Annotated in this window: 18 protein-coding genes; 5 read left to right on the top strand and 13 right to left on the bottom strand. The window is 65.7% G+C overall.

Features of this window, described 5'->3' with window-relative positions; genetic code table 11:
• Positions 1-110 precede the first annotated feature (110 nt).
• Positions 111-557 (bottom strand): nucleoside deaminase, encoded by a 447-nt coding sequence (locus ASC80_RS13515; RefSeq protein ID WP_056297859.1) that lies wholly within the window; start codon positions 555-557, stop codon positions 111-113.
• Positions 558-715: 158 nt separating this feature from the next.
• Between ASC80_RS13515 and ASC80_RS13510 the strand changes: the two genes are divergently transcribed.
• Genes ASC80_RS13510 through rsmD form a run of 3 tightly spaced genes read left to right on the top strand, consistent with a single transcriptional unit; the run spans position 716 to position 3,714 of the window.
• Positions 716-2,983 carry a pseudouridine synthase gene (locus tag ASC80_RS13510; protein ID WP_056297856.1) on the top strand — a complete coding sequence of 756 codons (2,268 nt, stop codon included), beginning with the start codon at positions 716-718 and terminating at the stop codon, positions 2,981-2,983.
• Positions 2,984-2,995: 12 nt separating this feature from the next.
• Entirely contained in the window at positions 2,996-3,151 is a 156-nt protein-coding gene (locus ASC80_RS23765; RefSeq protein WP_156464393.1) for a hypothetical protein, read from the top strand.
• Positions 3,151-3,714 (top strand): 16S rRNA (guanine(966)-N(2))-methyltransferase RsmD, encoded by a 564-nt coding sequence (gene rsmD / locus ASC80_RS13505; RefSeq protein WP_056297855.1) that lies wholly within the window; start codon positions 3,151-3,153, stop codon positions 3,712-3,714. Before ASC80_RS23765 ends, rsmD begins: the two co-directional genes overlap by 1 nt.
• A 93-nt stretch (positions 3,715-3,807) precedes the next feature.
• Here the strand turns inward: rsmD and mutL are convergent, their stop codons facing one another.
• From mutL to ASC80_RS13460, 9 genes are all read right to left on the bottom strand, one after another.
• A complete protein-coding gene (gene mutL / locus ASC80_RS13500; RefSeq protein WP_056297852.1) occupies positions 3,808-5,622 on the bottom strand; it encodes a DNA mismatch repair endonuclease MutL in 1,815 nt (604 codons plus the stop codon).
• Between the two features lie 225 nt (positions 5,623-5,847).
• Entirely contained in the window at positions 5,848-6,267 is a 420-nt protein-coding gene (gene arfB / locus ASC80_RS13495; RefSeq protein WP_056298943.1) for an alternative ribosome rescue aminoacyl-tRNA hydrolase ArfB, read from the bottom strand.
• Between the two features lie 49 nt (positions 6,268-6,316).
• On the bottom strand, positions 6,317-6,532 hold the full coding sequence (locus ASC80_RS13490; RefSeq protein WP_056297850.1) for a hypothetical protein: 216 nt from the start codon (positions 6,530-6,532) through the stop codon (positions 6,317-6,319).
• Positions 6,533-6,547: 15 nt separating this feature from the next.
• Positions 6,548-7,936 carry a M16 family metallopeptidase gene (locus tag ASC80_RS13485; RefSeq protein ID WP_082512571.1) on the bottom strand — a complete coding sequence of 463 codons (1,389 nt, stop codon included), beginning with the start codon at positions 7,934-7,936 and terminating at the stop codon, positions 6,548-6,550.
• Positions 7,933-9,309: a M16 family metallopeptidase gene (locus tag ASC80_RS13480; protein ID WP_082512570.1), complete on the bottom strand. Its 1,377-nt coding sequence runs from the start codon at positions 9,307-9,309 to the stop codon at positions 7,933-7,935. Before ASC80_RS13480 ends, ASC80_RS13485 begins: the two co-directional genes overlap by 4 nt.
• Before the next feature lie 168 nt (positions 9,310-9,477).
• Positions 9,478-10,194, bottom strand: a complete 717-nt coding sequence (locus ASC80_RS13475; RefSeq protein WP_056297847.1) for a hypothetical protein — start codon at positions 10,192-10,194, stop codon at positions 9,478-9,480.
• Positions 10,195-10,302: 108 nt separating this feature from the next.
• Complete coding sequence (lspA, locus tag ASC80_RS13470) at positions 10,303-10,800, bottom strand: signal peptidase II (RefSeq protein WP_056297843.1); 498 nt, start codon at positions 10,798-10,800, stop codon at positions 10,303-10,305.
• Positions 10,801-10,992: 192 nt separating this feature from the next.
• Complete coding sequence (gene ileS / locus ASC80_RS13465) at positions 10,993-13,986, bottom strand: isoleucine--tRNA ligase (RefSeq protein WP_056297840.1); 2,994 nt, start codon at positions 13,984-13,986, stop codon at positions 10,993-10,995.
• 396 nt (positions 13,987-14,382) lie between these two features.
• Positions 14,383-15,357 carry a bifunctional riboflavin kinase/FAD synthetase gene (locus tag ASC80_RS13460; protein WP_056297837.1) on the bottom strand — a complete coding sequence of 325 codons (975 nt, stop codon included), beginning with the start codon at positions 15,355-15,357 and terminating at the stop codon, positions 14,383-14,385.
• Positions 15,358-15,619: 262 nt separating this feature from the next.
• On the opposite strand from ASC80_RS13460, the gene ASC80_RS13455 reads away from it, so the two are divergent.
• Positions 15,620-16,015 (top strand): response regulator, encoded by a 396-nt coding sequence (locus tag ASC80_RS13455; protein WP_056297836.1) that lies wholly within the window; start codon positions 15,620-15,622, stop codon positions 16,013-16,015.
• Between the two features lie 337 nt (positions 16,016-16,352).
• Here the strand turns inward: ASC80_RS13455 and ASC80_RS13450 are convergent, their stop codons facing one another.
• From ASC80_RS13450 to aptA, 3 genes are all read right to left on the bottom strand, one after another.
• On the bottom strand, positions 16,353-17,213 hold the full coding sequence (locus ASC80_RS13450; RefSeq protein ID WP_056297833.1) for a TIGR01459 family HAD-type hydrolase: 861 nt from the start codon (positions 17,211-17,213) through the stop codon (positions 16,353-16,355).
• Positions 17,214-17,228: 15 nt separating this feature from the next.
• Complete coding sequence (locus ASC80_RS13445) at positions 17,229-18,656, bottom strand: EAL domain-containing protein (RefSeq protein ID WP_056297830.1); 1,428 nt, start codon at positions 18,654-18,656, stop codon at positions 17,229-17,231.
• 220 nt (positions 18,657-18,876) lie between these two features.
• On the bottom strand, positions 18,877-20,160 hold the full coding sequence (gene aptA / locus ASC80_RS13440; protein ID WP_502690971.1) for an omega-aminotransferase AptA: 1,284 nt from the start codon (positions 20,158-20,160) through the stop codon (positions 18,877-18,879).
• 245 nt (positions 20,161-20,405) lie between these two features.
• Here aptA and ASC80_RS13435 point away from each other — a divergent pair, with 245 nt between their 5' ends.
• The gene (locus ASC80_RS13435) at positions 20,406-20,846 is read left to right on the top strand and encodes a TadE/TadG family type IV pilus assembly protein (RefSeq protein ID WP_056298931.1); all 441 of its coding nucleotides are present in this window, start codon (positions 20,406-20,408) and stop codon (positions 20,844-20,846) included.
• Positions 20,847-20,855: the final 9 nt, after the last annotated feature.

Genomic DNA, 20,855 nt, shown 5'->3' with positions numbered 1-20,855 from the left:
TATGCCCGGTGACGACACTGAGTGCGAGGCACCCTCTTTCCCTCCCCCCTTGTGGGGAGGGTGGCGCGCAGCGCCGGGTGGGGGTGAAGAACCGGACGAGCGTTACGCGCTCACCTTCTCGCCTTGAAAAAATCCGTCAGCAGCGTGGCCGCCTCGCGCTCGCCGACGGACGGGTAGATCTCCGGCGCATGATGGCAGGTCGGCTGCGCGAAGAAGCGCACGCCTGAATCGACCGCGCCGCCCTTGGGATCGGCCGCTCCGTAATACAGCCGCCGGATTCGCGAAAACGAGATCGCGCCCGCGCACATGGTGCAGGGCTCCAGCGTGACGTAGAGGTCGCAGTCGACCAGCCGCTCGCTGCCGAGCGCCCGGGCCGCTTCCCGGATCGCCAGGATTTCGGCGTGCGCCGTGGGGTCGCGGTCGGTCAGGGTGCGGTTGCCGGCCGCCGCCAGCACCTTGCCGTCGCGGACAATGACGCAGCCGATCGGCACTTCGCCCGCGTTTTCGGCGCTTTTGGCCTGTTTCAGGGCCAAATCCATGAAAGAAGCTGCCGTCATCCTTCCTTTCCTGCCTCGTTTCCCGCAAAGAACTCTGTTATGACGGCGCCTTCAGCAAAGCCGGTTTTGCGCTAATGTGCTCTGATTGATCGAGAGCGCCTGTTGCCGCGAGCCGTTCGCCCGAAGTCTGACAGTCCAGCAGCCCCGAGAGATCCTTCATGCCCCGCGATAACGATAAAAACAACGGCCGTCCGCCGCGCCGTGACGGCGGAGCAGGCGGCGGCAAGGGCCGCCCGGGTGGTGCAGGTTCGCGCGGCGCGGGCGGGCGCGGCGCGGGCGGGCGCGGCGGGGCAGGCGCACGCGGTGGAGAGCGATCGTCGGCGCCGCGCGGCGACCGCAAATTCGGCGACAAGAAGTTCGGTGACAAGAAATTCGGCGACAAGAAGCCGTACGCCGCGCGCAGTTCCGGCGACAAGCCTTACGCCGGCAAGCGCGACAGTTTCCGCAAGGATGATGACCGCGGCGCATCGCGGCCGCGTTTCAATCGTGACGACCGTCCGCAGCGTGACGATCGCGGCCCGCGCAAGGAGTTCGGCGCGCGCAGCGCCGGGCCGCGCGGCGAAGGTCGTTCGTTCAAACCGCGCGAGGACCGTGGTGAGGGCCGTTCGTTCAAGCCGCGAGAGGATCGTGGCGAGGGCCGCTCGTTCAAGCCACGCGAGGATCGCGGTGAAGGCCGTCCCTTCAAGCCACGCGAGGATCGTGGTGAAGGCCGCCCGTTCAAGCCGCGTGAGGACCGTGGCGAGCGTTCCTTCAAACCGCGCGAGGATCGCGGCGGCGGTGATCGTCCGTTCAAATCGCGCGGCCGCGACGATGCGCCGCGCGGGGCGGGAGCAGCGCGCTCCGGCGACAGGAAATTCGGCGACAAGAAACCCTATGCGCCGCGTGGCGACCGCGGCGATGCGCGTCCGGCGCGGTTCAACCGTGACGACCGCCCGCAGCGCGACGAGCGCGGTCCGCGCAAGGAGTTTGGCGCGCGCAGCGCCGGTCCGCGCGACGAAGGCCGCTCGTTCAAACCACGCGAGGATCGCGGCCCGCGCAAGGATTTCGGACGCGGCGAGGATCGCGGCAGCGACAAACCGTGGCAGAAGCGCGGCCCGGCCCGCGAGGGCGCCTCCGACCGTCCGCGTTTTTCGCGCGATCGTGACGAGCGTTCATCCGGTGCGGATCGCGGTCCGCGCAAGTTCGACCGGCCGCGCGAGGATCGCGGCGGCTCCGAAGAGCGTTCGCGCTTTTCACGGCCGCGTTTCGACAAGCCGCGCGAGGAGCGCGCGCCGCGTCGCAGCGAGTGGCAGGAGCATCCCCGCAGCGAGGGGCCCGACCGCGACGACCGTCCGCGCCGCGACAACGAAGACGACAGCAAGGTGTTCGCCAGGCGTCCGGCGTTCGGCGGCCGCGGTGCTTACCGCGAGCGCAAGCCGGACTTCGACAAGCGCACGCCGCGTGAGGCGCCTGCGAAAAAGAAAACCGGCGAGCGCATCGCCAAGCTGGTGTCGCGCGCGGGAATGTGTTCGCGCCGCGATGCCGAGGAGTGGATCGTGCAGGGCCGCGTCGCGGTCAACGGCCGCGTCATCAATTCTCCGGCGCTCGATGTCACCGCCAACGATGTGGTGACCGTCGACGGCGAGAAGTTGCCCGAGCGCGAGCGTACCCGGCTGTTCTTGTATCACAAGCCGCGCGGCCTGATGACGACCCACGACGATCCGGAAGGCCGTCCGACGGTGTTCGACAATCTGCCGGAGGGCCTGCCGCGCCTCATTTCGATTGGGCGGCTCGACTTCAACACCGAAGGCCTGCTGCTGCTGACCAATGACGGCGGTCTCGCCCGCGCGCTCGAACTGCCGGATACCGGCTGGCTGCGGCGCTATCGCGTCCGCGCCCACGGCGAGGTGACGCAGGCGCAGCTCGATCAGCTCAAGAACGGCATCGAGGTCGACGGCGTCAAGTACGGTTCGATCGACGCGACGCTGGAGCACGACAAGGGCGCCAATGTCTGGATCGTGTTCGCGATCCGCGAGGGCAAGAACCGCGAAGTGCGCAACGTGATGGCGCATCTCGGGCTCGAGGTGAACCGCCTGATCCGTATTTCCTACGGTCCGTTCCAGCTCGCCGAGATCGAGGAAGGCCAGGCCGAGGAGGTCAAGACCCGCGTGCTGCGCGAGCAGCTCGGCGACCGCATCGTCGCGCTGTCCGGCGCCGAGTTCGGCAAGCCGGTGCAGGATGTCGCGAGCGCCGAGGCGAAGCCTGCGAAGCCGCCGCGCCCGAAGCGCGCGGTGATCGCCGACCGCAAGGGCCGCAGCGTCGTGGTCCAGCGCACCGGCAGCGACGAGGCCCGTGCGCGCAACGAGGACGCCGCCGCAGGCTACGGCCCGCCGCGCCGCCCCAAGCGCGGCTATCACGGCAAGCGCGATCTCAAGCCCAAGGATTGAGTGAGATCGTCGATGGGTGCGGGAATTGCGGTTTACGCAGAGTTGTCATGGCCGGGCTTGACCCGGCCATCCACGACTTTTGTGGTCGAGTGTTTCAAGGCCGGGCATGACGAGATTCTCGTTGTGCCTCACCATGAGGGACCGGCACTGTCGGGTGGGTTGATCTGATGCGCGTGGTGGGAGGGCGGCTGCGGGGCCGCAACATCGCGTCGCCGTCGTCGAACGACATCCGGCCGACGCAGGATCGCCTGCGCGAGTCGCTGTTCAACATCCTGATGCACGCCTACGGCAATCCGATCGACAACGCGCGGGTGCTCGACCTGTTCGCCGGCACCGGCGCGCTCGGCATCGAGGCGGTGTCGCGCGGTGCGGCATTCGCGCTGTTCGTCGACAATGGCGCCGAGGCGCGGGCGCTGTTGCGCAACAATGTCGAGGCGCTGGGCCTTGGCGGCGTGACCAAGGTCTATCGCCGCGACGCCACCAATCTCGGCCCGTGTCATCCGATGGAGCCGTTTTCGCTTGTCTTCCTCGATCCGCCGTATGGGCAGGGGCTGGCGCCGAAAGCGCTGGCGTCATTGCGCGAAGGAAAGTGGCTCGCGCCCGACGCGCTGGTGGTGGTCGAGGAATCGACGACGGCGGCCTTCGTTGCGCCGGAAGGCTACGATGAACTCGAACGCCGCGCCTATGACGAGACCGAGTTCGTGTTTTTAAGGGCGGGCGGTACTTCCTGAAGTGTCATGCGCGGGCTTGACCCGCGCATCCATCAAATGATTTTTCAAAGCGATGGATTGCCGGGTCAAGCCCGGCAATGACAGAAAGAGCTCTCACCTTCGCCCGAACAGCTTCTCGATATCCGCGAGTTTCAGTTCGACATAGGTCGGGCGGCCGTGGTTGCACTGGCCGGAGTTCGGCGTCGATTCCATCTCGCGCAGCAGCGCGTTCATTTCCTCGGGCTTGAGGATGCGCCCGGCGCGCACCGAGCCGTGGCACGCCATCGTCGCGGCGACATGCAGCAGACGGCGTTCCAGCGGCAGCGCTTCGTCCCATTCCGCCATGTGCTCGGCGAGATCGCGCAGCAGGCCTGCGGCGTTGGTCTTGCCGAGCAGCGACGGCGTCTCGCGCACTGCCACCGCGCCGGGGCCGAAGGATTCGATGACGAGGCCGAAATTTTCCAGTTCGTCCGCGCGCGCGATCAGCTTCTCCACCGTCGCCTCGTCCATTTCGACGATCTCGGGGATCAGCAGCATCTGGCGCTGCACGCCGTCGCGCGCCATCGACGCCTTGAGGCGCTCATAGACGATGCGCTCATGGGCGGCGTGCTGATCGACCACCACAAGCCCGTCGCGGGTCTGCGACACGATGTAGGTCTCATGGATCTGCGTGCGCGCCGCGCCGAGCGGGCGGTCGAGCAGGTCGGATGCCGGCGTCTCGTTGAAGCGCACGTCGGCGGATGGCGCGCCGGTGTCGAATGCGGCCTGCGCCGCCTCGGCGAACACGTTCGATGTGAACGCCGGCGCGGCGCCGCCGTCAAAATTGGCGGGCGCGTTCGGCGAGCGCTGCCAGTCCCAGTTGCCGCGCGGCAGCGGGTTGTTGGGGCGGAATGCCATGATCGCCGCGCCACCCGAATTCGCCGCCGTCCTTCGTCCCTCGCGGGCGAGGCCGTCTTTCAATGCGTGAATGATCAGCGCACGCACCAGCCCCGCGTTGCGGAAACGCACTTCGGTTTTCGCCGGATGGACGTTGGCGTCGACCTCCTGCGTATCGAGCGTAACGAACAGCGCCACCACCGGATGACGGTCGCGCGGCAGATAGTCGGAATAGGCGGCGCGTACCGCGCCGAGAATGAGCTTGTCGCGCACCGGGCGGCCGTTGACGAACAGGTATTGCCCGAGCGCGTTCGCTTTGGTCAGCGACGGTGCGGCGGCGAAGCCCTCGACGCTGACGCCTTCGCGTTCGGATCGCACCTCGATGGCGCTGGCGCGAAAATCCGCGCCCAGGATGTCGCCGAGCCGCGTCAGCCGCCCCGGCGCGCCGGGCAGCGCCGCCGCCCACGTCACCGGCGCGCGTTCTTCGCCCGCGAGAGAGAACGCGATGTCGGGCCGCGCCATCGCGAGACGGCGCACCACCTCGCGGATCGCCTCGGCCTCGGTGCGGTCGGTCTTGAGAAACTTCAGCCGCGCCGGTGTCGCGTAAAACAGATCGGCGGCCTCGACGCGGGTGCCCGACGACAGCGCGGCGGGCACGATCGGAGATTTGACGCCGCCGTCGACATTGAGCGCCCAGGCGTGCGGCTCGCTGGCGTGGCGCGTGGTGATCGCGAGCCGGGCCACCGCGCCGATCGAGGGCAGCGCTTCGCCGCGAAAGCCGAGCGTGCGGATGCGCAGCAGATCCTCGTCGTCGAGTTTCGAGGTGGCGTGGCGGTCGACCGCAAGCGCAAGGTCGCCGTGCGTCATGCCCGCGCCGTCGTCGGTGATGGCGATGCGCCGCCGGCCGCCGCCTTCGGTGAAAATGTCGATCCGCGTCGCGCCTGCGTCGATCGCGTTCTCGACCAGTTCCTTCACCGCGCTGGCGGGCCGCTCCACCACTTCGCCGGCGGCGATGCGGTTGACGATCTGTTCGGGAAGCTGGCGGACAGGCATGGATTTAAGCGACTCGATGATGAGGGGGCAATTTAGGAAGTTTTGGCGGGCAAATCACCCCTCCCTCCCCCTTGTGGGGAGGGTGGTGCGTCGAGAGCGCAGCGAACGATGCACCGGGTGGGGGTATGTGGAACGTCGATGCTAGGTGAGCCCCCACCCCGGTCTCGCTTCGCTCAACCGACCCTCCCCGCAAGGGGGAGGGAGAGAAAGAGCGCATCAATCACCCTAATCCTCAAACCGTCCGCCGCCACGTTTCGATTTGACATCGCTGCGGCGCTTCTTGCCCTCGAGGCGGCGCATCTTCGAGCCGAGGGTCGGCCGCGTCGCACGGCGCGGCTTCGGGCGCACCGCCGCCTCGCGCAGCAGTTCCAGCAGCCGGTCGATGGCGTCGGCGCGGTTGCGCTCCTGAGTGCGGAATCTCTGGGCGTGAATGACGATGACGCCGTCCTTGGTCATGCGCTGGCCCGCGAGCGTCGCGAGGCGCGTCTGCATGTCGTCCGGCATTGCAAGACGTCTGGCGTCGAAGCGCAGTTGCGCCGCGGTCGAGAGCTTGTTGACGTTCTGCCCGCCCGGCCCGGAGGCGCGGACGAACTGGATGTCGATGTCGTTCTCGTCGAGGACGATCGTGCGGGTGATCCGCAGCATGGCGCACCAGGGCATGAGATTCCCGGCCATCGGGAATCAGCGCGCCATCTTACTCGCTTGCGGAGGATTTGCTCGCGGCACCGCTGTCGCGGGCGGCCGGATCGGGAGAGCCGGCGGCGGCGGCGCTTGCAGACGTTGCGCTGTCGGCCGCAGCGGCGGGCGTCTGGGGCGCAGCCGTCACAGAGGTTTCGGCAGAGGTTTTGGCCGCAGCCTTGGCGGCCGCCGCTTTCTCCGCCTCGCGCTCAAGCAGGATCCGGAACACCATGGCGCCTGCTCCGGCTCAGTTCTGCGCCTTGGCCGCTGGCGCCACCGGCGCGGTCTGCGCCGTCGCCTGCACCGCGCGGCCGACGCTGACCGACAACAGGCCCTGGCCCCAGATCCGTTTCGCGACGCGTTTCGCGTCGTCGAGCGTCACCGCGTCGATGATCGCCGGGCGGCGCTGAATGTAGTCGATGCCGAGATTGTCGAGCTGATACTGCACCAGCGCGCCGGCGATCTTGGTCGAGGAATCGAGCGACAGCATCTGCGCCCCCTTGAGATAGGACTTGGCGCCGTCGAGTTCTTCCTGCGTCGGGCCCTGCTCGCTCATGCGGCGCAGTTCGCCCGCGATGGTCGCCACGGCTTCATCGGCCTTGTCGGTGCGGGTCGCGGTGGCGCCGATGAACTGGTCGGCGTGCTGCATCCACGACAGCGATTCCGACACCGAATAAGCGAGGCCGCGCTTCTCGCGCACCTCGTGATAGAGCCGTCCGGACAGCGAGCCGCCGCCGAGCACGTGGTTGACGATATAGGCCGCCATGAAATCGGGATCCGCGCGCTTGATGCCGGGGCCGCCGAACATGATCGCGGTTTGCGGCACATCGAGCGGAAGGAACACCTGCTTCGGCGTCGTGACGAATTTGGCGTCGGGCACCGGCGCAAGCTGCGCTTTTGCGGGCAGGCCGCCGAACGCGATGTCGAGCAGCTTGCCGACATGCTCGGCGTCGATGTCGCCGACCACGGCGATCTTCACATTGTCGCGGGCGAAGGCGTGCCGCACGTAAGCCTTGAGATCGGCGGCTTCGATGGTTGGCAGGCTTTCGAGGGTGCCGGTGGTCTCCCGCGCGTAAGGGTGGCCGGGATAGGCGTTGGCCCAGAATTCGCGATGGGCGATCGAGTTCGGATTGGTCGAGGACCGCCGCACAATCGAGAGCAGCTGCGAGCGGATCCGCACCATCGGTTCGTCATCGAAGCGCGCCGAGGTCAGCGCGCGGCGCAGCAAATCGAAAGCCTCGTCGCTGTTCTCCTTCAGCATTTTCAGCGATCCGCGCACGTAATCGCGGCTGACGTTGAAGTTGAGCTGAATGGCGCGGCGCTCGAGACGCTCGTGATAGGCGCTGGAGTCGAGATCCCCGGCGCCTTCGTCGAGCATGCTGGCGGCGAAATTGGCGACACCCGGCTTGCCGGCGGGGTCCTGCGCGCTGCCGCCGGTGAAGGCGAACTGGATCGCGACCAGCGGCACGGTGGCGTCCTGCACGAACCAGGCCTCGATGCCGCCGGGCGACACCACGCGCTGGATATTGGTCGCGGCGTGCGCGGGGGTCGGCGCGAGATGAAGCGTGCCGAGAGCGGCGGCGGTGGCGGCGATGGCGCTGAGCGCAGCGCGGCGTGTGAAATGGCGAACGGTCACGAGCGCTTCTCCTCGCGCTTGCGCGCTTCGTCCTTGATCAGATAACCGGTGACCGAGCGTTTGTTGTCGAGCAACTTTTTCGCGGCGTCGCTGACCTGCTGCGCGGTGACGGCGCGGATGCGGTCCGGCCAGTTCTGGATGTTGTCGACGGTGAGGCCGACTGTGACGGCGCCGCCGAACCAGCGCGCCAGCGTGCTCTGGCTGTCGCGCGCGTAGACCGCTTCGGCGATCAGCTGGGTTTTGGCGCGTTCGAGATCCTCGGCGGGAATCGGATGATCGGCGACCTTGGCGATCGTGCTCTCGATGACCTGTTCGAGCTGCGCGAAGGTCACGCCCGGCTTGGGCGAGGCCGAAATGGCGAACTGGGTCTCGTCGATCGATGTGCCCTGGTACCAGGCACCGGCGCTGACCGCGAGCGGCTTGTCGACCACCAGCGCGCGATAGAGATAGGCATTGCTGCCGCTGCCGAGCAGTTGCGCCAGCACCTCCAGCGCCTCGCTCTCGCCATGGGCGGCGGTGAGCGCCGAGGGCACCAGATAATAGCGTTGCAGGCTCGGCTGTTCGACGCGCGGATCGGCGAGGGTGACGGTGCGCGGGCCGGCCGGCGGCGGCTCCTGCGGGCGGATGCGCTTGGCGGGAATGCCGGGTTGGGCCGGAATCTTGCCGTAGGTCGCTTCAATGGCCGGACGGATGTCCTGCACGGTAACGTCGCCGGCGATCACCAGCGTGGCGTTGTTCGGCGCGTAGAACCGCTTGTAGAACGCCAGCGCGTCCTCGCGGTTGAGCTTCTCGATTTCCGAACGCCAGCCGATCACCGGGCGGCCGTAGGGATTGTTGAGATACAGCGCCGCCATGATCTGCTCGCCGAGCCGCGCTTCCGGGCTGTTGGCGACGCGCATGTTGTATTCCTCGAGCACCACGTCGCGCTCGGGCAGCACGTTCTCGTCCTTGAGCACGAGGCCGGTCATGCGGTCGGCCTCGAACGCCATCATCGATTCGAGTTTGTCGCGCGGCACGCTCTGGTAATAGGCGGTGTAGTCGCGCGAGGTGAAGGCGTTCTCGTTGCCCCCGGAGCGCACCACGCTTTGCGAGAACTCGCCGGCCGGGTGCGCCTTGGTGCCCTTGAACATCAGATGCTCGAGGAAGTGCGCGAGGCCGGATTTGCCGGGCGTCTCGTCGGCGGAGCCGACCTTGTACCAGATCATCTGGGTCGCCACCGGCGTGCGGTGATCGGGAATGACGACGACCTGAAGTCCGTTGTCGAGGGTGAAGGTGGCCGGGCGTTCGGCGGTCGCGGAAGATGCGGCGAGCGCGGGTGCCGTGAGCAGCGTTGCGGCGAGCATCAGGCCGGTCGCCGTGGCGCGGCGGGACATGGCGCGTAAAGACATGCGGAAGGTCGGTGTCATGATCTGTCTGTCGACTCCTCGAATCGTCCGGCACGACATCGCGTTCAGGACCTGACGATCATCGTGCGATCTGATCGCGGTAAAAGAGTCGCGGAACGGCGGGCAAGGCGGCGGGTCGCCTCGCGCAAGACCGGCTTACTGGTCGCCGTATTTGCCGCTCGCGGGATCGTACACGCCGTTCAGCGGCTTCATCGGGCCGCTGCCATAGGCGTAGTTCGGCGATGGCGTCTGGTAGCCGGCCGGCGGTTCGGTCAGCGTTTCGCGGTCCGGCTCGCCCTTGAAGGGCGCGGTTTCGACGTTGGTGCCGCCGAACATCTTCGAGAACATGCCGTTGGTGAAGCCGAGCTGGCTCGGGCTGAGCAGGTGATTGTTGTAGTCGCGCGCATCGTCGGGGCCGGTGTCGGCGACGGTGCGCCGCTTGCGCGCCGGCTTGATGTTCAGTTCGCTCGGGGTCAGCGGACGCGCCGCCTCGCGCTCGTCGGGCAGCGGCTTGCGGTTGGCTTCGATCGCTTCCTTGCGCGCGATCTCGTCGGGATCCTTCGGCCAGTTCGGCGCGAGCTTCGGCTTGCCGGTTTCCGGCGGCGGCAGAGCGGTGACGTTCGACGGCACCACCAGCGGGGAGCGTTCGCGATAATTGATGCCGCGGTCCTCGACCGACTTGCCGCCGAGGCCGTGCATGATGTTCTTGATGATGCCCGCCTCGAAGCTTTCGTCGGGCTGGTCTTCGTCATCCTGGGCGCGGGCGGTGGTCGCCGAGACCAGCAGGCCGACGCCGAGCATGACGGCGGCGAGGCGCAGGGCGCGCAGCCAGCCGTGTGTTGCGGACAGTCGGTCGGTTGTGGAGTGGCGCATCGCAGTTATCCCGAATGGTCGGTTCCAGGCCAGGCATGGCGGCAGGGACTAAAGCCCTGAAAAACAGCCGGTCGCCAGACGTCAACGTGCCCCGGATATCGGTTGCTATCAGGGCGTTTTTACGGCGTCTGGCCTTACAAAAGAGTCATACAGCAGGCCGATGACCCCGGCAACGATGGCCACGTCCGCAAGGTTAAACACGTACCAGTTGTAGGTTTTTCCGCCGATTTCGGCGTGGAGCAGGGCGAAATCGACCACCGCGCCATAGGCCAGGCGGTCGATGGCGTTGCCGATCGCCCCACCGATGATCAAACCGAGCCCGATGACCGCGAGGCGGGTCTGGGAACGCGCCATCCAGACCGCCAGCAGGATCACCGCCAGCGCCTTGATGCCCAGCAGGATCGCCTGGCCGAGCGCGCCCTCGTTCTGGAACCAGCCGTAGCTGATGCCGGTATTCCAGGCCAGCACGAGGTCGAAGAACGGCGTCACGCGGACCGCGCCGTGCCGGCCGATCTCGAAGATGTGAAGCAGCCACAGCTTCGACGCCTGATCGGCGATCAGTGCCGCGATAGCCGCGATCAATCCGGAGCGGAGGTGAGGGGACATCACATTGCAGCTTTCACGTTTATGCGGACCCCCACCCCGGCTTCGCTTCGCTCGCCGATCCTCCCCACAAGGGGGAGGGAGAAGAAAGAACCGATGTCGCCACGCTTATCCCTCCCCTCGATGGGGAGCGTGGCTGGCCGCAGGCCAGCCGGGTGGGGTGATCCTTAGTTGCAACGAGGCAACTTGAAAAGTTCAAACCCGCCCCAGCGCCTTCCATTCACGCAGCGCCTGTGCATCACGCGGCGAGACGTCGGGATACTCAGGGTCTTCGCCCACTGTCGGCAGGATCTTCCACGACCGCGCGCATTTGGTGCCGATCGCTTTCTCGACCACCACGGCGACACCGGGCACGTCGCTGAGCCGGAACGCATCGGCCGGCGCGTCGTCGTTGGTGATCATCGCATTCGAGGTGATGCACACTTCGGCGAGATCGATATCGGCGAGGATGCCGAGCGTTTCGAGGTCCGACACGTAGACCATCGGCGAGGCTTCGAGCGACGAGCCGATCCGCTTGGCGGCACGTTCGATTTCCAGCGCGCCGGTGACCACCGAGCGTACCGCGCGGATGGTCTCCCATTTTTTCGCCAGCGCGTCGTTGCGCCACGCCGCCATCACGCTCTGGAACAACTCCAGATGCACCGACGGCGCGTCATTGCCGTTGCGCGACTGCCATGCTTCTTCCGCCGTGAACGACAGGATCGGCGCGAGCCAGGTGACGATGCAGCGGAACAGATAGTCGATCACCGTGAGCGATGCCTTGCGCGCCACCGACGACGGCGGATCGCAGTACAGCGTGTCCTTGCGGATATCGAAGTAGAACGCCGACAATTCGGTGTTCATGAAATTCGCCAGCGTCGCCACCACGGTCTTGTAGTCGAAGTTGGCGTAGGCCTGCCGCACAATGCCGTCGATCTCGACCAGCTTGTGCAGCATCAGCCGCTCGAGCTCCGGCATGTCATCGGCCTTGACGCGATCGGCGTCATGGAAATGCGCGAGGCTGCCGAGCATCCAGCGGATGGTGTTGCGCAGCTTCCGGTAGGTCTCGATGGTGTTCTTGAGAATCTCCGGGCCGATGCGCTGGTCGTCGGAGTAATCGGTCGCCGCCACCCACAGGCGCAGGATGTCCGCGCCCGATTGCGCCATCACCTTCTGCGGCTCGACCGTGTTGCCCAAGGACTTGGACATCTTGCGGCCGTTCTCGTCGAGCGTGAAGCCGTGGGTCAGCACCACGTCGTAGGGCGCGCGGCCGCGTGTGCCGCAGCTTTCCAGCAGCGAGGAATGAAACCAGCCGCGATGCTGGTCGCTGCCCTCAAGATACATCACGGTATCTTCGCCGCCGTCGACCTTCCGCGTGATGCCGGCGAGGCCGGGGAAGTTTTTCGGGTCTTCGAGTACGAAAGCATGGGTCGAACCGGAATCGAACCAGACGTCGCAGACGTCGTCGATCTTGGTCCAGTCCTCGTTGGCGCGCGATCCGAGGAAACGTTCGCGCGCGCCCTCGGCGTACCACGCGTCGGCGCCTTCCTGCTCGAACGCGTCGGCGATGCGCTTGTTCACCGCATCGTCCTGCAAAATCTCGGCGGAGCCGTCGCCCTTTTCGCGCACGAACACAGTGATGGGCACGCCCCAGGCGCGCTGGCGCGAGATCACCCAGTCGGGCCGTCCGGCGATCATGCCGGTGATGCGGTTCTGCCCTTGCTCCGGCACCCAGCGCGTCACCTTGATCGCTTCGAGTGCGCGATGACGCAGCGTGTCGCCGTTCTTTGCCGTACCGTTCGTCGCAATGTCCTTGTCCATCGCGATGAACCATTGCGGCGTGTTGCGGAAGATCACCGGCTTTTTCGAGCGCCACGAATGCGGATACTGGTGCTTGAGGCGGCCGCGTGCCAGCAACATGCCGCGTTCGACCAGTGCCTTGATGACGGCCTCGTTGGCGTCGCCCTTTTCGCCCTTGTCGGTGATGACGCGTTTTCCGGTGAAGCCCGGCGCCTGCGTCGTCAGTGCGCCGTTCTCGTCGACGGTGTAGGGGATCGCCGAGCTGATGCCGCGCGCTTCGAGATCGCGTGCGTTCTGCATCCAGATGTCGAAGTCCTCGCGGCCGTGGCCCGGCGCGGTGTGGACGAAGCCGGTGCCGGTGTCGTCGGTGACGTGATCGCCGGCGAGCAGCGGCACGGTGAATTCGTAGCCGCCTTCATAACCTTTCAGCGGATGGCTGCACTCGATCGCGTCGAGAATGTCGGCCGACACATCGCCGGCTTTTTCATAGGACGTGACGCGCGCCTGCTTGAACACGTCGGCGGCGAGATTGTCGGCGAGGATCAGAAGATCGCCGGTCTTGGCCCAGTTGTCGGCGGGGGCATCGGTGACCTTGTAGAGACCGTAGGCGATCTTCGGCGAGAAGCTGATGGCGCGGTTGCCGGGCAGCGTCCACGGCGTGGTGGTCCAGATCACCACCGAGGCATGGGCGAGACGGCCATGCGCGGCGTTGACCGGAAATTTCACCCACACGGTGTCGCTGGTGTGATCCTCGTATTCCACTTCGGCTTCGGCGAGCGCGGTCTTCTCGACCACGCTCCACATCACCGGCTTGGAGCCGCGATAGAGCGTGCCGTTGGCGGCGAACTTCATCAGCTCGCGCGCGATCTGCGCTTCCGCCGGATAGCTCATGGTGGTGTAGGGATGATCCCAGTCGCCGATCACGCCGAGGCGTTTGAATTCCTCGCGCTGGACGTTGAGCCAGTGCTCGGCATAGGCGCGGCATTCGCGGCGGAAGGCGAGCATCGCGGCGGAGTTTTTCAGGTCCGGCTTCTGCTTGCCCTTGGAGCGGTAGTTCTCTTCCTCGATCTTCCATTCGATCGGCAGGCCGTGGCAGTCCCAGCCCGGCACGTAGTTGGAATCGTGGCCGAGCATCTGCTGGCTCTTGGTCACGAGGTCCTTGAGGATCTTGTTCAGCGCATGGCCGATATGGATGTTGCCATTGGCGTAGGGCGGGCCGTCATGCAGCACGAATTTCGGCCGCCCACGGGCGGTGTCGCGCAGCCGGTCGTAGAGGCCGGTCTCGGTCCAGCGGGCGAGGATTTTCGGCTCCTGCTGCGGCAGGCCGGCGCGCATCGGGAAGTCCGTCTGCGGCAGGTAAAGGGTTTTGGAATAGTCGGGGGCGTCGGACTTTTGCGGCTTATCGGACATAAAAACTCTGGCTAGCTGGATGGCGCTGAAACGCGATGGATCGCGATGAAACTGAAACGTCCCGGTCTTGCGCCGAGCCAAAGCTCAGACGGAAGCCGGGCGGCTAATGCTGTCTATGGAGCGCCATGCGGACATGCGGCCTTCAATAGCAGGCGGTCGCCGGATCGCAAAGCGCCGGATGGGCGGGAAAACAGTCATTTCAGGCCGTCATGCTGATTTCGCGGGTAGGACATGGTCCACTGGAGCGATGTTGATTCCCTCCCCCTTGTGGGGAGGGTCAGCCGAGCGAAGCGGAGGCTGGGGTGGGGTGAAAGGCCCATGCATAGACCCCCACCCGACGCATTGCGCGCTTCGCTCTCAATGCGCCACCCTCCCCACAAGGGGGAGGGAGAAAACTCACCCCACCTTGCCGAGCTTCGGAAACGCCTCGGGCGCCGCCGTCAGCGCGGCGCGGGCGCGGGCAGAGTCGTCGTCCATCTGCTTGACCAGCGCGTCGAGACGATCGAATTTCAGTTCGTCGCGGAGGAAGGCGATGAAGGCGACATCGAGACGCTCGCCGTAGAGGTCGCCCTTGAGGTCGAACAGGAACACTTCGAGCAGCGGCGCGCCGTTGTCGAAGGTCGGGCGGCGGCCGAAACTGGCGACGCCGTCGACGCGGCTGCCATCGGCGCGGCCGACCCGCACGGCATAGACGCCGTGGCGCAGCCCGCAGGCGGGATCGAGCCGGATGTTGGCGGTGGGATAGCCAAGATCGCGCCCGCGCTTCTCGCCGTGAATGACTTCGCCGGACACGAACCAGGGATAGCCGAGCAGGGCGGTCGCCTCGTCGATCAGGCCCTGGCCGAGCGCGTTGCGGATTTCAGTCGACGACACCGCCATGCCGTCGGCATCGACATGGGACTGGATGTGAACGGCGAAGCCGAGCTCCTTGCCCTTCTCCGCGAGCAGCGCCGGCGAACCGGCGCGGCCCTTGCCGAAATGAAAGTCGTACCCCACCGAGATGCCGGTGATGCCGAGACGCTCGATCAGGTCGTGGTTAATGAAATCCATCGCCGTGGTGCGGGCGCGGGCGGCGTCGAAGGTCATCACCACCGCGCCGGCAAGGCCGGTCGCCGCCAGCAGCCGCAGCTTGTCGTCGAGCGCGGTCAGCTTGAACTGCGGGGTGTTGGGGCTGAAGAAAGTGCGCGGATGCGGCTCGAAGGTCACCGCCAGCGCCGGATGGCCGGCTTTCCCCGCCATGTCCACGGCCGCGGCAATCACGGCGCGATGGCCGAGATGGACGCCGTCGAAGTTGCCCAGCGCGACCACGGCGCCGCGTGGGATGGTTGCGGCCGGGGTGGTATCGCGAATTACGGTAAACGAAGATGTCATGCGTTGAAAACGGCTTGCCGATGGGTTCGGCTACGACGTGACGGTGTGCGGGTGCGGAAGTCAAGCCGCCGGGCCGCATGGTCTTGCCACGAAACATTCATGTTGAGGAAGCCGATTAACTGGCTGTTTAAGCGCCACTGCTACCTGTTTCGGCACCCTCGGGAGCAGAAGCCGCCCCCCCGAGGGCTGGGAATTTCAGGCGCGAGCAGTTTGGTTTTGAGGAGCGCCCGCTGAAAGCGGAGCGCCAGAAGGGGAAAGTGCGATGGCGATGGATCTCTCGATGCCGGTTCTGGTGGTTGATGACTACAACACCATGATCCGCATCATCCGCAATCTTCTCAAGCAACTCGGTTTCGAGAATATCGACGACGCCAGCGACGGATCGGCGGCGCTCAACAAGATGCGCAGCAAGAAGTACGGTCTGATCATTTCCGACTGGAACATGGAGCCGATGACCGGTTACGAGCTGCTCAAGGAAGTGCGCGGCGATCCGAATCTGGCCACCACCCCGTTCATCATGATCACGGCGGAATCGAAGACCGAGAACGTCATCGCCGCCAAGAAGGCTGGCGTGAACAACTACATCGTCAAGCCGTTCAACGCCGCGACGCTCAAGACCAAGATCGAGGCCGTGTTCCCCGATCACGCGCCGGCGTAAGCGTCTTTCGGACCGCTTCAGCGTTTGAATGCCCGGCCTTCGCGCCGGGCATTTTGTTTTGGGGGACGACAGAATGCTCTTCTGTCATGGCCGGGCTTGTCCGGGTGAGGGAAAAGAAAGCGGCGGTGCGTTCTGTGGGAGGCTGAATATCTCCGCGTCGTCCCCGCGCAGGCGGGGACCCAGATTCCCTGAGCGCAGTTGGTTTGCCGGAACTGCGTTTCTCGTTTCAGCAGACGATGCGGTGGTTATGGATCCCCGCCTGCGCGGGGACGACGAGTGGAGAGATCACGCTCGCATTCTTCGCTTGCGCAGAGGCGACACGGCGAAATCGGTCAGCTCACCACTTCACGCTGTGCATCAGCACCTTCGGCGGCTTGGCCTCGCCGAACAGCCGCTTCACCTCGACATCGTCGATGTGATCGACGCCGTCGAATTCGGCGGCGTGGATGCCGCGGGTGACGAACACGCAGTCAAGGCCCATGGTGTTGGCGCCGGTGAGGTCGGTGCGAACCGAATCTCCGATCGCGAGCATGCGCTCGCGCGGCGTCGGTCCGCCGCGCTTGCCGGCGGCCAGCTCCATCGCGCGCTCATAGGCCGGCGGATGCGGCTTGCCGTAAAAGATCACCTTGCCGCCGAGTTCGCGATAGAGTTCGGCGATGGCGCCGGCGCAATAGACCAGCCGGTCGCCGCGCTCGACCACGATGTCGGGATTGGCGCAGATGAACGTGAGGTCGCGCTTGCGCGCTTCGACCATCATGTCGCGATAGTCTTCGGCAGTTTCGACATCGTCATCGGCGGGGCCGGTGCAGACGATGTAGTCGGCGCTCTCCAGCGGCGCGAACTTGACGTCGAGCCCGCGATAGATCGGGTTATCGCGCTCGGGGCCGAGCTGGAACACCGACTGGTCGAGCCGCGCGGCGACGTAGTTGCGCGCGAGATCGCCGGACGAGACGATGGCGTCGTAGGTGTCGTCCGCGATGTTCATCCGGCGCAGCTGACGCTGCACGGAATCGGCCGGGCGCGGCGCGTTGGTCAGCATGATGACGGTGCCGTCCTGTTCGCGGAAGCTGTGCAGGGCATGGCAGGCTTCGGGAAAACTTTTGAGGCCGTCATGGATGACGCCCCAGATGTCGCTGATGATGACATCAACGCCGCGCGTGAGGTCGCGCAGGTTATCGACGAATTGCAGTGTGGTCATTGCGGACAGAACCGATCAGCTTTGGGCGGCGCGCCGGGCCAATGCGGCGTTGCCGGTGAGGCGACCGTCCTCCGGCGAGGCATCGGCCTTGATGGCGCCCGATACCACGGCACGCGGCGGCGCGGAAGCGGGCTTGCCCTGCGCGGCGCTCTCCGCCGGCGCGGTTCCTTCGGGGCGCAGCGGGCGCGGCGCCGAGAACAGGAAGCCCTGCCCGAGGCGGACATCGTAGTCCAGCAGGTCGACCACCGCGCGTTCTCCCTCGATCTTCTCGGCGATCAGGTTGATGCCGAAACGCTGCAGCAGTCCGGACAGGTCGGAGGCATGAATGTCGGCGGTGGACAGTTGCGGATCGAGCAGCAGCTTCGCCGGCACCTTGATGAAGCCGACGCCGCGGTCGGCCAGTTCGCGGCCGTCGATCCGCAGGTCGCTGACATTGTCGATCGAGAAGCGATAGCCGAGCCGCGCCAATTTGCCGAGATGCTCGCTCTGCAGCGGGCCGAGATGGCGGAAGGTGTCCTGCTTGAACTCGAGCACCAGCGACGGCGCCAGCACGCGATTGGTTTCGAGGAAGTCGAGGCATTGCGCGAACACCTCGGCATTGCCGAGCGTCGCCGCCGAGATGTTGCAGAACACGCCGACGTCCTTGCTGCGTACCATCAGTCGTCGCAGCACCTGCACGCAGCGGAACAGCACCATGTAGTCGATCTGTCCCATCAACCCGGCGGATTCGGCGGGACCGATAAAGTCGGCAGCGGGCAGAAGCTGGTCGTTGTCGTCGCGCAGCCGCGACACCGCCTCGTAGAAGCGCACCTTGCGCTGGGGCAGCGTCACCATCGGTTGGAGATAAAGGTCGATGCGGTTGGCCGCGATCGCGTTCCTCACCGCGGAAACGATTTCGGCGTCGTTGATCGCGGGCGATGGGACGGGCTGTGAGCGTACGGGCTGCGGTTCGGCCGGCATTTCGGCGTGCCGCGGAACGGCCACATTAGTTGCATGAACATGATCGGCATCGTCGTACCGCTCTTGGCGGGCCGCGCCGGACAGCAATTCTCCCTGTGATGCGACCTGGTCGGCGAGATGTTTCACCAGCATGCCGAGTTCGCCGATTTCGCCGGTGATGGTCCGCAGCCGGTCCGCACTGCCCGACTCGGTGACAGCGGCAACCCGGGTTTCGATCGCCGCGAGGCGGCGTCCGTATTCGGAAATCTGACGGGCGAGATCAGTGGTGCCGCGCGACAGATCGGCGATCTGGTTGCCGACATTGGCGCGGTCGCGCATCCGCAGCGACACCGCGTTGTAGAGGATCAGGAAGGTCAGCGCGGCCAGCGCGACCAGCCCCGATTCCTGGACGCTCCATCCCGCCACTGAATAAAGGATGAGACCGAGCGAAGCTGCGATCAGCACCATGCAGATGGCGATGAAAATCGTCGATATCCGAATCATCCAGTCAGTCCAGCCCCAGGAGGCGAACAGACTAGCATCAAACGCTGATTCGGGGCGAAAGCTGGTGTTTCCCGGTGTTGCAACTATCCCGATGTGTCATTTATCCCCGATGTGTCATTGCCGGGCTTGACCCGGCAATCCATCCCGGCTTTTGCCATGGAAGAAGATGGATGCGCGGGTCAAGCCCGCGCATGACAGTTTCGCATCGGGCGCCAGCAGCTTACGCCACCGCGCGGATCACCTTGGCGACCTTGTCGATCATCTCGCCGATCTGGCTTTCGCTGACGATCAAGGGCGGGGTCAGGCAGACGGCGTCGCCGGCGACGCGGATCATGACGTCGTGGTCATGGAAGGCGCTATCGAGCGCTGCGTAGCCGCGCGCGCCCGGCCCGTCCTTGTTCGGCGAAAGATCGATGCCAACGACGAGGCCGACAGTGCGGATGTCGACGACATTCGGTTCCTTGCGCAGGTCCATCACCGCATCGGCCCATTTCGGTTCCAGCGTGCGGGCGCGCTCGAACAGGCCTTCCTCGCGGTAGACGTCGAGGGTGGCGATGCCGGCGGCGCAGGCCAGCGGATGTGCCGAATAGGTGTAGCCGTGGAACAGTTCGACGGCGTTGTCCGGACCCTTCATGAAGGAGTCGTGGACCTCGTCGCGCACCAGCACGCCGCCCATCGGCACAGCGCCGTTGGTGACGCCCTTGGCGAACGTGATCATATCCGGCGTCACGCCGTAACGCTCGGCAGCGAAGGCGTAACCGAGACGGCCAAAACCGGTGATGACTTCGTCGAAGATCAGCAGGATGCCGTGCTTGTCGCAGATCGCGCGCAGCTTTTGCAGGTAGCCCTTCGGCGTCACGATCACGCCGGTCGAACCGGCCATCGGCTCGACGATCACGGCGGCGATGGTGCCCGGACCGTGGAGGCCGACGATACGCTCGAGTTCATCGGCGAGATGCGCGCCCCATTCCGGCTCGCCCTTGGAGAACGCCATTTTCTCGCGATCGTAGGTGGTCGGCAGGTGATCGACGCCGGTGAGCAGCGAACCGAACATCTTGCGGTTGTTGACCATGCCGCCAACGGAAATGCCGCCGAAGCCGACGCCGTGATAGCCGCGCTCGCGGCCGATCAGCCGGGTCCGTCCGGCGTCGCCGCGACCGTTGTGATAGGCGAGCGCGATCTTCAGCGCGGTGTCGACCGCCTCCGAACCGGAGTTGCAGAAGAACACGTGATCGAGGCCCTTCGGCGCCAGCGCGGCGATGCGGCTCGCCAGTTCGAACGCCTTCGGATGGCCGAACTGGAACGGCGGCGCGTAGTCGATGGTCGCGGCCTGCTTCTGGATCGCATCGACGATCGGCGCGCGGTTGTGGCCGGCGTTAGTGCACCACATGCCCGATGCGCCATCGAGAATCTTGCGGCCGTCCGTCGTGATGTAGTGCATGCCATCGGCGCCGGCGAGCATGCGCGGAGCACGCTTGAACGAGCGATTGGCGGTGAACGGCATCCAGTAGGCGGCAAGATCGTTCGGCGAGGCGACGGGCGGACGGGGGTGCTGAATGTTCAAGGTGGTTTCCTTCCGGCAAAGTAGCTGTGGGCGCAGCCAGCCTATCAGTTTCGCATGCAGATCGAAACGCATAGCTGCCGCCGGTCGCCGGTAAGTGAAACTGCGAAGGCGGTCGTATAGATATACTACCATTAGTAGTGTATCTGATTTATTTGCTCTTAAAGGTTGTGTGCGCAAATGCGCTCATGACTGGCTCTCTCCCAACCTTGGTTCAGTGGTTTCGTCGCGCGCGCAGCGGCGCGGCAGCGGTTGAATTCGCACTGATCCTGCCGGCGTTTCTCGCGATCATGTTCGGCATCGTCGTGTTCGGATCGTATCTCGCAGTGGTCCACGGCGTGCAGCAACTTGCCGCCGAAGCGGCGCGTGCCTCGGTCGCGGGCCTGAGCGAAACCGAGCGCAGCGCACCGGCGAACAGTTACGTCACCGCCAACGCCGGCTCCTATGCGCTGATCGATCCGTCGCACCTTGCGATCAATGCCGCGACATCGGCGTCGGACGCGAACGTGTTCACGGTGACGGTGCGTTACGACGCCTCCGGCATGTTCATCTATTCACTGCCGTCGTTCGTGCCGTCACCGCCTTCGACAGTCGTGCGCGCCGCCGCGATTCCGCGTGGCGGATATTGATGGGAGGCT

The organism is Afipia sp. Root123D2, from assembly GCF_001425835.1.
GTDB lineage: Bacteria > Pseudomonadota > Alphaproteobacteria > Rhizobiales > Xanthobacteraceae > Afipia.
This window is presented reverse-complemented; position numbering and strand designations above follow the sequence as displayed.

What these genes read in the sequence shown, in the direction of transcription:
- ASC80_RS13515 (WP_056297859.1), bottom strand. Translation starts at nt 557, where the DNA reads ATGACGGCAGCTTCTTTCATGGATTTGGCCCTGAAACAGGCCAAAAGC.
- ASC80_RS13510 (WP_056297856.1), top strand. Translation starts at nt 716, where the DNA reads ATGCCCCGCGATAACGATAAAAACAACGGCCGTCCGCCGCGCCGTGAC.
- ASC80_RS23765 (WP_156464393.1), top strand. Translation starts at nt 2,996, where the DNA reads ATGGGTGCGGGAATTGCGGTTTACGCAGAGTTGTCATGGCCGGGCTTG.
- rsmD (WP_056297855.1), top strand. Translation starts at nt 3,151, where the DNA reads ATGCGCGTGGTGGGAGGGCGGCTGCGGGGCCGCAACATCGCGTCGCCG.
- mutL (WP_056297852.1), bottom strand. Translation starts at nt 5,622, where the DNA reads ATGCCTGTCCGCCAGCTTCCCGAACAGATCGTCAACCGCATCGCCGCC.
- arfB (WP_056298943.1), bottom strand. Translation starts at nt 6,267, where the DNA reads ATGCTGCGGATCACCCGCACGATCGTCCTCGACGAGAACGACATCGAC.
- ASC80_RS13490 (WP_056297850.1), bottom strand. Translation starts at nt 6,532, where the DNA reads ATGGTGTTCCGGATCCTGCTTGAGCGCGAGGCGGAGAAAGCGGCGGCC.
- ASC80_RS13480 (WP_082512570.1), bottom strand. Translation starts at nt 9,309, where the DNA reads ATGTCCCGCCGCGCCACGGCGACCGGCCTGATGCTCGCCGCAACGCTG.
- ASC80_RS13475 (WP_056297847.1), bottom strand. Translation starts at nt 10,194, where the DNA reads ATGCGCCACTCCACAACCGACCGACTGTCCGCAACACACGGCTGGCTG.
- lspA (WP_056297843.1), bottom strand. Translation starts at nt 10,800, where the DNA reads ATGTCCCCTCACCTCCGCTCCGGATTGATCGCGGCTATCGCGGCACTG.
- ileS (WP_056297840.1), bottom strand. Translation starts at nt 13,986, where the DNA reads ATGTCCGATAAGCCGCAAAAGTCCGACGCCCCCGACTATTCCAAAACC.
- ASC80_RS13460 (WP_056297837.1), bottom strand. Translation starts at nt 15,357, where the DNA reads ATGACATCTTCGTTTACCGTAATTCGCGATACCACCCCGGCCGCAACC.
- ASC80_RS13455 (WP_056297836.1), top strand. Translation starts at nt 15,620, where the DNA reads ATGGCGATGGATCTCTCGATGCCGGTTCTGGTGGTTGATGACTACAAC.
- ASC80_RS13450 (WP_056297833.1), bottom strand. Translation starts at nt 17,213, where the DNA reads ATGACCACACTGCAATTCGTCGATAACCTGCGCGACCTCACGCGCGGC.
- ASC80_RS13445 (WP_056297830.1), bottom strand. Translation starts at nt 18,656, where the DNA reads ATGATTCGGATATCGACGATTTTCATCGCCATCTGCATGGTGCTGATC.
- aptA (WP_502690971.1), bottom strand. Translation starts at nt 20,160, where the DNA reads ATGCCGTTCACCGCCAATCGCTCGTTCAAGCGTGCTCCGCGCATGCTC.
- ASC80_RS13435 (WP_056298931.1), top strand. Translation starts at nt 20,406, where the DNA reads ATGACTGGCTCTCTCCCAACCTTGGTTCAGTGGTTTCGTCGCGCGCGC.